This window comes from Peribacillus sp. NJ4, from assembly GCF_030348345.1.
Lineage (GTDB): Bacteria > Bacillota > Bacilli > Bacillales > DSM-1321 > Peribacillus.
Window position 1 is genome coordinate 1681064 of record NZ_JAUCFQ010000001.1, and the last position, 13428, is coordinate 1694491.

The following is a 13428-nucleotide window of genomic DNA, read 5'->3' on the forward strand; positions in this document are numbered from 1 at the left end:
GCTAAAATAGAACCGGGGCATTTTAAGGACCATATTGGAGTCCGTCTTAAACCTAAAGAAAAAATAAACACGTGTTCAGACGTGCTTTTTTATCTAATATTGGAGATAATAATAGCAGTCGAAACGTGTTAAGGTAAACGAATAGACACTTCTATATAAATAGGATAGAATTGTTAAAAGGTTGAGTACATGGGTAAATAGTTTACAACGACGATACTAATTAGATGGAGGTGTCAGGAAATGACTGATAAAGAAATCATCGTCCCCCTCCTGCCGCTTAGAGGACTGCTTGTATATCCAACGATGGTACTTCATTTAGATGTAGGCCGAGATAAATCGGTACAAGCCCTTGAGAAAGCAATGGTGGAAGACCATCTTATATTTTTGACGACACAACAAGATGTTTCGTTGGACGAACCAGGTGAAGAAGATTTATTTACAATGGGAACTTTAACAAAGGTAAAACAGATGCTGAAGCTTCCGAATGGTACAATCCGGGTGTTGGTGGAAGGATTGAACCGGGCAGAGGTCATTGAATTTTACGATTATGAGACACATTATGGTGCCAAGATTAAAATATATGAAGACAGTGATGAAAAGGATGCTGAACATCAAGCATTAATGCGCACACTATTGGATTATTTTGAACAATACATAAAAATGTCCAAGAAAATAACCGGTGAAACATTTTCTTCCACTTCCGATATTGAAGAGCCTGGGAGATTAGCCGATATAATCGCTTCCCATTTGCCTTTGAAATTGAAGGAAAAGCAAGAAGTGCTCGAGACCATTGATATGAAAAAGCGTTTAAGCCGGGTAATCGAGATCATCAATAACGAGAAAGAAGTTCTTTTCCTCGAGAAAAAGATCGGTCAGCGTGTTAAGCGTTCGATGGAACGGACTCAAAAAGAATATTATTTACGTGAACAAATGAAAGCGATCCAAAAGGAATTGGGCGATAAAGAAGGGAAGACAGGGGAAATTGAAGTCCTCAACGAAAAGATAGAAGAAGCAGATATGCCGGAGCACATCAAAGAAACGGCATTAAAGGAATTGGACCGTTATGAAAAAGTACCGTCCAGCTCAGCCGAGAGTTCTGTCATCCGCAATTATATCGAATGGTTGATCTCGCTTCCTTGGTCCAAAGCTACTAAAGATGACTTGAATATTCACAAAGCTGAAAAAATCCTGAACCGGGACCACCATGGATTGGAAAAGGTGAAAGAGCGGGTGCTTGAGTATTTAGCCGTCCAGCAATTGACCAATTCATTGAAGGGACCTATCCTTTGCTTGGTTGGACCACCAGGTGTCGGGAAAACCAGCCTCGCTAAATCGATCGCGTCATCACTGAATAGGAATTTCGTCCGTATATCTTTAGGCGGGGTGCGTGATGAATCGGAAATCCGCGGACATCGCCGCACATATGTAGGGGCGATGCCGGGACGGATCATCCAAGGCATGAAAAAAGCTGGAACGATCAATCCTGTCTTTTTACTGGACGAAGTGGATAAGATGTCCAATGACTTTAGGGGAGATCCATCTGCAGCGATGCTGGAAGTACTCGATCCTGAGCAAAACCATAATTTCAGTGATCATTATATTGAAGAAACGTATAATCTTTCCAAGGTCATGTTCATTGCGACGGCGAACAATTTGGGATCGATTCCTGGCCCTCTTCGTGATCGTATGGAAATCATTTCGATTGCAGGTTATACTGAGATAGAGAAACTTCACATAGCCAAGGATCACTTACTGACTAGACAGTTGGAAAACCATGGTTTATTGAAGACACAATTGCAAATCCGTGAGGAAGCTCTTACCAAAATCATCCGTTATTATACTCGGGAAGCCGGTGTCCGGAGTCTAGAGCGACAGCTTGCAAGCATTTGTCGTAAGACTGCAAAAATCATCGTGTCCGGAGATAAAAAGCGGGTCGTCATTTCTGAAAAGAATGTCGAGGAGTTTTTAGGGAAAACCATGTTTCATTATGGACAGGCGGAAGTCGAGAACCAAGTCGGTGTTGCTAATGGTTTAGCATACACGTCGGTTGGTGGCGATACGCTGCAAATCGAGGTTTCCTTATCACCAGGTAAAGGCAAGCTTATCCTGACAGGAAAGCTTGGCGATGTAATGAAAGAGTCAGCCCAGGCTGCTTTCAGCTATGTCCGTTCAAAAACCGAGAAACTTCATATTGATACGAACTTCCATGAAAAATATGATATTCATATTCATGTCCCCGAAGGTGCCGTCCCTAAAGATGGCCCATCTGCAGGCATCACGATTGCAACAGCGTTAATATCGGCCCTAACTAATAGGCCGATCAGAAAAGAGGTAGGCATGACAGGCGAAATTACATTACGCGGACGGGTTCTTCCGATCGGCGGGCTTAAAGAAAAATCTTTAGCGGCCCATCGCGCAGGACTTACGAAAATCATCATCCCGCAAAATAACGAAAAGGATATTGATGATATCCCGGAAAGTGTCCGTAAAGCATTAACATTTGTTCCAGTTTCACACGTCGATGAAGTCCTTGAGCATGCATTGGTAGGTGTGAACGAATGAAAGTAACAAGTTCAGATATTGTCATCAGTGCTGTGAAGCCTGAACAATATCCCAATACTCCAATACCGGAATTTGCCTTGGCAGGCCGTTCCAACGTTGGGAAATCCAGTTTCATCAACAAAATGATCAATCGAAAAAACTTGGCGCGGACATCCTCTAAACCGGGTAAGACGCAGACCTTGAATTTTTATATCATAAATGAAGCACTCCATTTTGTGGATGTACCGGGTTATGGTTATGCAAAGGTATCAAAAACGGAGCGCGATGCTTGGGGAAGGATGATCGAAACGTACTTCACTTCCCGTGATCAGCTCCGCGCTGCGCTTCTGATTGTCGATTTGCGTCATCCTCCGACTAAGGATGATATCGCAATGTATGAATTCCTGAAGCATTATGATCTGCCCAGGATCGTCATTGCCACCAAAGCGGATAAAATCCCAAAGGGCAAATGGCAGAAGCACTTGAAGATCACGCGCCAAACGTTGAATATGGAAAGAGAAGATGAATTGCTTCTTTTCTCAGGGGAAACAGGAGAAGGTAAGGAACAAGCATGGGGCGTCCTTAAGAAATATATGTAAAAGAAAAGGGTATTCCGCATCTGGAATACCCTTTTTCATTATGGGATTCACATAAAATGCGAATCGGTCCATATTCACTTTTTTCGAACCAAAAAGAAAATGCCGATCGCCATCAAGGCAAATGGCCAAAACCTTTCGATGTTCGCCGTGCTTGTTTCAACAATCCCGAAAGACGTTGTGATTTTATCATAGAACAAGAAAAGGATCGAGATGATGAGTATTACCATCCCGTGAAACATTCCAGAATTTGTTTTACGTGCCCGAAGAATAAATCCCAGCGAGATGATTAAAATAAAGATACCTATATTGTCCGGCCAAATATCCAGGTTCTCGACAATGTGGAAGTGGGCCCCGAACCCCAGTAAGATGACGCCAGGCAGGATGGACTCATATTCATTACCGCTATAAGCCTGAATCAAGAAGGCGGCACCAACTATACATAATAAAGTGGGCCAGCTAAAAAAGCCTGGAAAGATCTCCATTTGGGAATGTTCAAGAAAAAAATAGAGTCCGAAACCGATTAAAACGATTCCAGGGAAAATACGCTGCGTTTTCATTTTATCCTCCTATCCAATTCGATTACTTGAAGTTTTTTGCCATTTTTGATATGGTACTTTTGTACACAATGTCGAAATATGTATGTAACTTACAAATCCCGCTTAGACACCTTTTGTAGCAATCAGGCGTTTTGGCTGTCTTTTCATGGTAGCATACGTTTTCATAAACTGTTCATATTATTTGCGTGAATCAATTTTAGTACATGGTATAATAAATTTACATGAAAAATTTTGGGGGTGCAAAACAAAAGGATGCATATTCTAGCGGTTGGTATTAATTACAAAACTGCCCCTGTAGAAATTCGGGAAAAACTATCGTTCAGCGAAGCCGAACTTGCCGAGGCAATGAAAGCTCTTAAAAATAAAAAAAGCATCTTGGAAAATATTATTATTTCAACATGTAACAGAACGGAGATATATGCGGTCGGTGACCAGCTTCATACAAGCAGGTATTATATAAAGGAATTTCTTTCGGAATGGTTTAATATCGATAAAGAAGAATTTTCTAAATATCTCTTCATATATGAAGGCGATGGGGCTGTCGAGCATTTATTTTCTGTTACCTGCGGCTTGAATTCCATGATACTGGGAGAAACTCAGATTTTGGGACAAGTACGTTCAAGCTATCTGTTAGGGCAGAAGGAAGATACGATCGGTACCGTTTTTAACCATCTCTTCAAGCAAGCCCTTACATTGGCTAAAAAAGCTCATTCGGAAACCGAAATCAATACCAATGCCGTTTCCGTCAGCTATGCGGCAGTCGAGCTTGCAAAAAAAATCTTTGGAGGCCTGAACGGCAAGAATGTCTTGATTCTTGGGGCCGGTAAGATGGGTGAGCTCGCCATTCAAAATCTTCATAGTAATGGAGCCGACAGCATCACAGTCATTAACCGCACCTTTCAGAAAGCGGTCGACCTGGCGGAAAGATTCAATGGTACAGCAAAACAGCTTCAAGAGCTGCAATGCGCTTTAGTGGAAGCTGATATCCTGATCACTTCCACTGGATCAAAAGATCTTCTCGTAACAAAAGAGATGATGTCATTCGTGAATAAGCTTCGTAAAGGCCGTCCTATTTTCATGGTCGATATCGCAGTGCCGCGTGACCTCGATCCAACATTGGGCGAGCTGGAAAATGTATTCCTGTATGACATTGACGATCTTGAAGGGATCGTACAAGCCAATATCGAAGAACGTAAAAAAGCTGCCGAGAAAATAGAATTGATGATCGAATCTGAAATTGTGGATTTCAATCAATGGATTAATTTGCTTGGTGTGGTGCCAGTCATTTCTTCTTTACGGGAAAAATCCCTTTCGATACAAAAGGAAACGATGGAAAGCATCGAAAGAAAGCTTCCGCATTTAAGCGAACGTGACAAAAAGGTTCTGAACAAGCATACGAAGAGCATCATCAACCAAATGCTAAAAGATCCTATTCTTTATGCAAAAGAGCTTGCAGATGAGCCTAATGCAAAAGAGCAATTAAATAATTTCGTTAAAATCTTCAATTTAGAGGAATTGATAGAAGACCAGCTGGTTGCGGATGATGAAAAAGAACGGAACAGTTCCAAGTCATCCCTATTGAATCCAGTTCCTGTCCAGTAATGAGGTAGATATGGAATTACTAATGACAAGATTGCATGAAGCCACTGTGTTGTTGTATGCCATCAGTATGCTTTTATATTTTATTGACTTCCTTAATAATAACCAGAAGGCTAACAAGGTCGCCTTCTGGTTGCTTTCTATTGTTTGGGTACTGCAAACAATTTTTTTGTTTCTGTATGTAATGAAAACGGGAAGGTTCCCGGTATTGACGATTTTTGAAGGCTTATATTTTTATGCATGGGTCCTCATATCGTTATCTTTGATCATTAACCGATTGCTAAGAGTCGATTTTACGGTCTTTTTTACGAATGTATTAGGTTTCATGGTTATGGCCATCCATACCTTTGCACCTGTTCAGATAGAATCTCAAGTGCTTGCACAGCGTCTGGTTTCAGAGCTATTGCTCATACATATCACTTTTGCCATCCTATCTTATGGGGCATTCACGCTTTCTTTCGTTTTTTCACTACTCTACTTAATTCAATATGATCTGTTGAAACGGAAGAAGTGGGGGAAACGGCTGCTTCGACTCGGCGATTTAACTAAGCTCGAGCAAATGTCCTATGTCCTAGCAGTAATAGGTGTTCCATTATTGGTGGTCTCACTTATCTTGGGGATTCAATGGGCTTATATAAAAGTGCCTGGGGTATCCTGGCTGGATATGAAGATCATCGGCTCATTTATTTTGCTCATCGCATACAGTGTATTTTTATACTTGAAAATTCGGAAACAAATGTATGGAAGGACGCTAGCCTTTCTGAATATTGGATCTTTCATGATTGTGTTAATTAACTTTTTCCTTTTCGGAAGCCTTTCAACATTCCACTTTTGGAATACATAGGAGGAAACTATGAGAAAAATAATTGTCGGTTCTAGACGTAGTAAATTAGCGATCACCCAAACGAACTGGGTTATCGATCAACTTAAAGAGCTTGGGGTTCCATACGAGTTCGAGGTGAAGGAAATTGTCACAAAGGGTGACCAAATCCTTGATGTAACGCTTTCCAAGGTAGGCGGAAAAGGCTTATTCGTTAAAGAAATCGAACAAGCGATGCTGGACAAAGAAATTGATATGGCTGTACATAGTATGAAAGATATGCCGGCAGTGCTTCCTACAGGCTTGACGATTGGGTGCATACCACCGAGGGAGGACCATCGGGATGCCTTGATTTCCAAGAACCATGAAACCCTTTCTGAACTGAAACCCGGTTCCATCATAGGTACAAGCAGCTTGCGCCGTGGCGCTCAAATTTTGGCTAGAAGGCCGGACCTTGAAATTAAATGGATTCGCGGGAATATCGATACCCGTCTGAATAAGCTGAAAACGGAAGATTATGATGCTATCATTTTAGCTGCAGCAGGACTATCAAGAATGGGATGGGAACAGGACATCGTATCGGAATTCTTAGATGAAGATATTTGCATTCCGGCAGTTGGACAAGGAGCACTTTCCATTGAATGCCGCGAAGATGACAAAGATCTGCTGGCAGAACTTGCGAAATTGACCTGTGAAAAAACGAAAAGAACGGTTGAAGCGGAACGTGCCTTTTTGGATAAAATGGAAGGCGGATGCCAGGTTCCGATTGCCGGATTTGCGGTAGCAAAAGATAATGGATCCGTTTCCTTGACGGCTTTGGTCGCTTCTCCTGATGGAAAGGTGATTTATAAAGAAATGGTCGAGGGGGCAGATCCCGTGACGGTTGGGCATGATGCTGCCAAGCAGATTAGTGAAATGGGCGGTAAAGAATTGATCGATCGCGTAAAAGAGGAGCTTGATCAGTAATGAAACCCTTTCAACCTCTTAAGGATTATCGGGTATTAATCACGAGAGGGAAAGGGCAGGCAGATGGTTTAAAAGATTCGATCGAGAAAAATGGCGGAACGCCGCTTCTTGTACCATTGCTTGAGTTCACTCTTCCTGATCATATGGAAGAGGTTCATCAGCGTTTAGGTGAGTTGCTTACCTATGACTGGATCATTCTGACAAGTCAAAATGGGGTGGATTTCTTCTTTAAGCTTCTTGGTAAACAGCCTTTAAAGCTTCCGAAAATAGCCGTTATCGGCTCCAAAACGGAAGCGGCCCTGAAACGGCATGGGTATAAGGCGGATTTCGTGCCAGCTCAGTTTGTTGCTGAAGGGTTTATTTCGGAGTTCATGACCTTGCTTGATCCCGGGTCACGCGTGTTGCTGGCAAAAGGAAATCTCGCCAGGGCGGTTATTGCGGAAGCAATCAATGAAGGTGGAGCATCATGTGATGAAGTGATTATTTATCATACCGTGCTTCCTCGAAGCAGTGAAAAAAAACTCGTGCAACTTATAACGAATCACGAAATCGACATCATAACCTTTACGAGTTCTTCGACGATCCATCATTTTTTGCAGATTATGGAACGCTGTGAGTTGGATACATACATAGACCGGATTATCATCGCATGCATCGGACCGATTGCCGCTAAAACGGCTGAAAAACATGGGCTATCCGTCGATGTTTGTCCAGATGTTTATACGACGGATGCCATGGTTGCTGATTTAATACGCTTCATCGTGAAAAGAAATAATAAGGGAGGAACTTTAAAATGAAAAACATTCCATTCAATCGCCACCGTCGCTTGCGTGCAAGTGCTGGCATGAGGGCTTTAGTCCGTGAAACACAATTGCATAAAGAGGATTTGATCTATCCGATTTTCGTCATCGACGGTGAAAATGTAAAAAATGAAATCAACTCGATGCCGGGTATCTATCAGTTATCCATGGATAATCTGGGAGCGGAAATGGATGAAGTCGTGAGTCTGGGCATAAAGTCAGTCATTTTATTCGGTGTCCCTTTTGATCATGATAAAGACGAACAGGGCACAGGTGCTTTTCACCATAACGGACTTGTGCAAGAGGCAACCCGCTTTATCAAAAAACAATATCCTGAAGTCATTGTCATTGCTGATACCTGCCTTTGTGAGTATACAAGCCATGGACATTGCGGGGTCGTTGAAGGGGAAAAGATCCTGAATGACGCTTCTCTTGACCTTCTTGCCAAAACGGCAATCAGCCAGGCTGAGGCCGGTGCCGATATCATTGCCCCTTCCAATATGATGGACGGTTTCGTTGCGGCCATCCGTGCAGGTCTGGATGAAGCGGGCTATGAAGATATTCCGATCATGTCCTATGCAGTGAAATATGCCTCGGCTTTTTACGGTCCATTCCGTGATGCTGCGAATGGTGCACCACAATTTGGCGACAGGAAAACTTACCAAATGGATCCCGCGAATCGCCTTGAAGCATTCCGTGAAGCTGAATCCGATGTTGCTGAAGGTGCGGATTTCCTAATCGTAAAACCAGCCCTATCCTACATGGACATCATCAGGGACGTTAAGAATAACTTTAATCTCCCGATTGTTTCCTATAATGTCAGCGGTGAATATTCAATGGTTAAGGCAGCTGCCAAAAATGGCTGGATTGATGAAAAAGCGATAGTGATGGAAATGCTGACAGGCTTGAAACGCGCAGGTTCCGACTTGATCATTACGTATTTTTCAAAAGAGGTAGCACGCTGGATAAACGAAGATAATCAAGGATGATGACAAATAAAACCTGTAATGGAAAAGGGGATTGAATCATGCGGTCATATGAAAAATCGAAAAAAGCGTTTGCCGAAGCAAAAAACTTGATGCCAGGCGGCGTGAACAGCCCGGTACGTGCCTTCAAATCTGTGGACATGGATCCAATTTTCATGGAGCGCGGAAAAGGCTCAAAAATGTATGATATCGATGGGAATGAATATATAGACTATGTTCTTTCATGGGGACCGCTTATCCTGGGTCACACGAATGACCGTGTCGTGGAATCTTTGAAAAAGGTAGCGGAATCAGGTACAAGCTTTGGAACCTCTACACTGATTGAGAATGAACTGGCTAAGTTGGTCATTGAACGGGTGCCTTCGATTGAGATGATCCGGATGGTATCTTCAGGAACCGAAGCGACGATGAGTGCCCTAAGATTGGCGCGAGGCTTTACAGGCCGGGATAAAATCCTGAAATTCGAAGGTTCTTATCATGGGCATGGCGATTCATTGCTAATCAAAGCGGGATCCGGTGTTGCAACATTAGGTTTACCCGATAGCCCGGGAGTACCGGAAGGCATTGCGAAAAATACGATTACCGTACCATATAATGATCTTGCTGCAACCAAATATGCGTTTGAACAATTTGGCGAAGACATCGCCTGTATCATCGTAGAACCTGTTGCGGGGAACATGGGCGTCGTTCCGCCACAGCCAGGTTTCCTCGAAGGCTTACGTGAAGTGACGACCCAATACGGGGCTCTATTGATCTTTGACGAAGTGATGACCGGGTTCCGTGTCGGCTATAATTGTGCACAAGGCTATTTTGGCATCGTACCGGACCTGACTTGCCTTGGGAAAGTAATTGGCGGTGGCTTGCCGGTCGGAGCTTTCGGAGGAAAGCGCGAATTCATGGAACGAATCGCCCCGAGTGGGACAATCTATCAAGCGGGAACATTGTCTGGAAACCCTCTGGCCATGACGGCTGGTCTTGAAACGCTGAGCCAATTGACTCCAGAATCTTATGAAGAGTTCACCCGAAAAGGTGATATCCTCGAAAAAGGCATTGGAGAAGCAGCGGAAAAATACGGAGTTCCCCATACATTCAACCGTGCCGGTTCCATGATTGGACTTTTCTTTACAAATGAAGAAGTCGTAAATTATGATACAGCAAAAACATCCGATTTAGAGTTCTTTGCTTCTTACTATAGGGAAATGGCGAATCAAGGCATCTACTTGCCGCCATCCCAGTTTGAAGGTTTATTCCTATCAACAGCACATAGTGATGAAGATATCGAAAAGACCATTGAAGCGGCAGAACAGGCCTTTGCAAAATTAAAAAAATGATGCAAAAAAACTATCTGGCTAATTAAGCAATCATAAATATTAAACAGGCTACCATTTTCCCAAAAACTTTGGGAGAATGGTAGCCTGTTTTTTTGAATTCAATCAGTAAGCGGAAGAATGCTGATTAAAAGTTGAAGGCCGAATAAAAGGGTGATAGGACGGAATAAAAGGTTGAAGGCTGAATTAATAGGGTGGTAGGACGGGATAAAAGGTTGAAGGCCGTATTAATAGGGAGATAGGACAGAATAAAAGGTTGAAGGCCGAAATAATAGGGAGATAGGACAGAATAAAAGGTTGAAGGCCGAAATAATAGGGAGGTAGGACGAATAAATAGATTGAAGGTCGAAATAAAATGGAGATAGGACCGAATAACTGATTTTAGGACCAAATTTAAATGGTTGAAGGCCGATTGATCCAATTCTACATTGATTTTAGCCTGGAAAAGTAGAATCTCCTCCTTTTTAGTGGTTCAGGATAGATCTGGATGGCGGCAAATGGAATTAAGGAATAATCATCTTCCTACCTTCATAGATTGATAATGGTATAGGTACCGTTTCCTGAAGCTGAAAGGAGGAGTTGTCTTGTCGCAAGAAAATGAATCGTATTTACGATTTTCTTTAGAGGAATCCGTTTGGTTCCAGAAGGGACAGGAAGTGGCTGAGCTCTATTCCATTTCCCTGGATCCGAATGTGACGATTCAAGAAAGTGATCAATATGTTTTTATACGAGGCTCGTTAGATTTATGCGGTGAATACAAAGACTCGCAAAATGGTGAGGAAGAGGAGTTTTCACAGACCTTTTTGCCAAAATCCGTTCAAAAGGTCGAGAGGCATCCCAATGGACTTAATGAGTTCACACACCGTTTTCCGGTTGATATAACGATTCCGAATAATCGGATTGCCTCATTAGAGGAGATCGATGTCTCTATTCAAAGCTTTGATTATGCCCTGCCTGAGCTAAACTGTTTGAAATTGCAGGCGGATTTGTTGATAACCGGAATCTATAATGATTCATATGTGGAAGAACGGTTCGATACGGAGCAGGAAGTTGGGGAAACAGAGGGAGAAGAAACGGATGGGGAAAATGAGTCATACATTCCTTATGCGGCTGCAGTGCCGCCAATCCCGGATTTTCAGCCTGTTTTCCGTGATGAGCAGGAGGAAGAGTTATACACGCCTTTTTCTGCAGAGGCAAGGCGAGTATCTGAAGCGAACGAAGAAGAAGAAGAGGAACCAATCTATTTAAGCGATCAGCATAGTGCCCCAGTTTTTGAAATTCCCGTTTCACCATATCCTGAAGAGGAGGAGTGGGAAACGGAAGTGCACAGACAGGAAGATGCTGAAGAGGAAGAAGTGAATTTTATAAGTGATCAGCCTGACTCCACAGAGGAGGTACCTGTGTCATTCGTGGATGAGGAGAAACTGGAGGAAGATGTAAGCAGGCAGGATTCCATAGTGGAGACGGAGACTCCTAGAGTGACTTTGAAAGAAGAAGTGGTAGAAGAGCCTCATCAAGATAGCCCAGTTTCAAATCTTGAAACCGAGGACGTCATCCGGCAGGAAGAAAATGACGTTGTAACGGGACCTATCCTAAATGAACATGTGAAGGTGGAACAGGAAGAGGAGTCCAATTCATCCATAAGCGATTTATTCAAAAAGAGGGAAAGACCAGCGCCCCCAGCCAAGGAAGTCAAAAATTTCAAAGGCAGGAAACAAGCAGCTGAGCGTGATGATAAAGATACGGCTGATCATGATGAAAAGCAGCTTTCCATCATGGATTTATTCGGACGGAAACAAGAAGAAGAATTGGTAAGGATGAAGGTTTGCATTGTCCAGCAAGGGGAAACGATTGATGACTTGGCTCAACGTTATGATGTTACGGTTCAATCCATACTTTTCAGCAATGAATTGGAGTCGAATCAAAACGTCCATGAAGGGCAAGTCATCTATATACCGAAGGCGGTTGCATATAAGAATTGACCAGGACAGAGAGCAGAGCATATGGTCTGCTCCTGTTTTTTACTAGGATAAAGTTGTTGAACGGCGTTAGAGCAGCCTGATTGGCCACTGGACTTTGGTGGCTAGAGGAATCGGGTTGAGTTTTTTTAGAGAAAGTGAGTGAGTCTCGTGAGGGAAAACGAGAATCAGCAGCCTGCTAATCGGGATCTTGACACGGAAACCGTCTTGAAGGAATATGCCATGTATGTACAATACATTGAAGATTTCGGGCGTGTAAAAAAAGTATACACTGATCGCGGTACATTTGCCTTGAAATCGATTTTACCGCATAACGGCATTGATTTTATAAAAAATGTTCAAAAACTGTACCATCGCGGCTATAACCGGATCGTTCCCATTTATCAAACGATGGATCAGCGTTACGCCGTTCTTCATAATGGACGTTTGTATTACCTGATGCCCTGGTTGAATAATGAAGGGGACGGGGAGCGCGTTGAAAAGCATAAGCAAATGTTCAGGGAGCTTGCCCGGATGCATACGCTGTCCGTTAGGGAAATACAGGTGGATCCAGAGGAACGGGAAGCCCATTATGAGCGGACGCTTGATGCCTGGAATAATGAGAAGGACTTTATGGATGAGTATATTGTCAGCTGTGAAAAGAAGTGGTATATGTCTCCAGTCGAAATGACGGTTTGTTCTTTCTACACTGATATTTCACAGGCAATGAAGTACTCGATCAAGAAGTTTGAAACTTGGTATGAAAAAACGAAGGAAAGTGAAAAGGTTCGAACAGTTGTCACGCACGGAAAGGTCTCTTTGAAGCATTTCGTTTATGACGAACGCGGATATGGCTACTTCATCAATTTTGAGAATTCGAATACGGCACCGCCTCATTTCGATTTACTGCCATTTCTCGTTAAGTCGGCCAGGACCTATCCTGTCCAATGCGATGACTGCGTCGACTGGCTATATAACTATTTTCGTTATTTTCCGTTGAAAGAAGAAGAATTGCTGCTCATGCAAAGTTATCTGGCTTTCCCTGGATCAGCTTTGGAATTAGTGAAGGGTTATTCCGATGGCAGGGGACATCGTTCAGAGCTTGATAATGTTACTCAACTGCAGCGGCAATTTTGGCTCCTGAAGAATATTGAGTATATGGTGATGAAAATCGAAGAGATCGAACAGAAGAAAAAGGCGGCTGCCGAGGCTGCCAAAGAAGAGCAATCACCCCCAAGCTAAATATACATGATTGGATAATCTCCAGTCATGTA

The 13428-nt window shown here is 42.9% G+C and carries 11 protein-coding genes; 10 read left to right on the forward strand and 1 reads right to left on the reverse strand.

Translation table 11 applies throughout. From position 1 onward, the window contains the following. The first annotated feature begins 240 nt into the window (after positions 1-240). Together lon and yihA are read left to right on the forward strand one after the other, a co-directional pair. Positions 241-2562 (forward strand): endopeptidase La, encoded by a 2322-nt coding sequence (gene lon / locus QUF94_RS08440; RefSeq protein WP_289315461.1) that lies wholly within the window; start codon positions 241-243, stop codon positions 2560-2562. Then, the gene (yihA, locus tag QUF94_RS08445) at positions 2559-3140 is read left to right on the forward strand and encodes a ribosome biogenesis GTP-binding protein YihA/YsxC (protein WP_289315462.1); all 582 of its coding nucleotides are present in this window, start codon (positions 2559-2561) and stop codon (positions 3138-3140) included. The genes lon and yihA overlap by 4 nt, the downstream gene beginning before the upstream one ends. Positions 3141-3214: 74 nt before the next feature. On the opposite strand, the gene QUF94_RS08450 is transcribed toward yihA, so the two are convergent. Next, positions 3215-3697, reverse strand: coding sequence for a LiaI-LiaF-like domain-containing protein (locus QUF94_RS08450; RefSeq protein WP_289315463.1), 483 nt, complete (start codon positions 3695-3697; stop codon positions 3215-3217). A 252-nt stretch (positions 3698-3949) separates the two neighbouring features. Between QUF94_RS08450 and hemA the strand changes: the two genes are divergently transcribed. From hemA to ysxE, 8 genes are all read left to right on the forward strand, one after another. Then, a complete protein-coding gene (gene hemA, locus QUF94_RS08455; RefSeq protein ID WP_289315464.1) occupies positions 3950-5299 on the forward strand; it encodes a glutamyl-tRNA reductase in 1350 nt (449 codons plus the stop codon). 10 nt (positions 5300-5309) lie between these two features. Then, complete coding sequence (locus QUF94_RS08460) at positions 5310-6140, forward strand: cytochrome C assembly family protein (RefSeq protein ID WP_289315465.1); 831 nt, start codon at positions 5310-5312, stop codon at positions 6138-6140. A gap of 9 nt (positions 6141-6149) precedes the next feature. After that, positions 6150-7082: a hydroxymethylbilane synthase gene (hemC, locus tag QUF94_RS08465; RefSeq protein WP_289315466.1), complete on the forward strand. Its 933-nt coding sequence runs from the start codon at positions 6150-6152 to the stop codon at positions 7080-7082. Continuing rightward, entirely contained in the window at positions 7082-7879 is a 798-nt protein-coding gene (locus QUF94_RS08470) for a uroporphyrinogen-III synthase (protein ID WP_289315467.1), read from the forward strand. The genes hemC and QUF94_RS08470 overlap by 1 nt, the downstream gene beginning before the upstream one ends. Then, positions 7876-8871: a porphobilinogen synthase gene (gene hemB / locus QUF94_RS08475; RefSeq protein ID WP_289315468.1), complete on the forward strand. Its 996-nt coding sequence runs from the start codon at positions 7876-7878 to the stop codon at positions 8869-8871. The genes QUF94_RS08470 and hemB overlap by 4 nt, the downstream gene beginning before the upstream one ends. A gap of 38 nt (positions 8872-8909) precedes the next feature. Beyond that, the gene (gene hemL, locus QUF94_RS08480; RefSeq protein ID WP_289315469.1) at positions 8910-10199 is read left to right on the forward strand and encodes a glutamate-1-semialdehyde 2,1-aminomutase; all 1290 of its coding nucleotides are present in this window, start codon (positions 8910-8912) and stop codon (positions 10197-10199) included. A 581-nt stretch (positions 10200-10780) separates the two neighbouring features. Further along, positions 10781-12178, forward strand: coding sequence for a stage VI sporulation protein D (gene spoVID, locus QUF94_RS08485; RefSeq protein WP_289315470.1), 1398 nt, complete (start codon positions 10781-10783; stop codon positions 12176-12178). Between the two features lie 138 nt (positions 12179-12316). Then, positions 12317-13396, forward strand: coding sequence for a spore coat protein YsxE (gene ysxE / locus QUF94_RS08490; RefSeq protein WP_353957744.1), 1080 nt, complete (start codon positions 12317-12319; stop codon positions 13394-13396). Positions 13397-13428 lie beyond the last annotated feature (32 nt).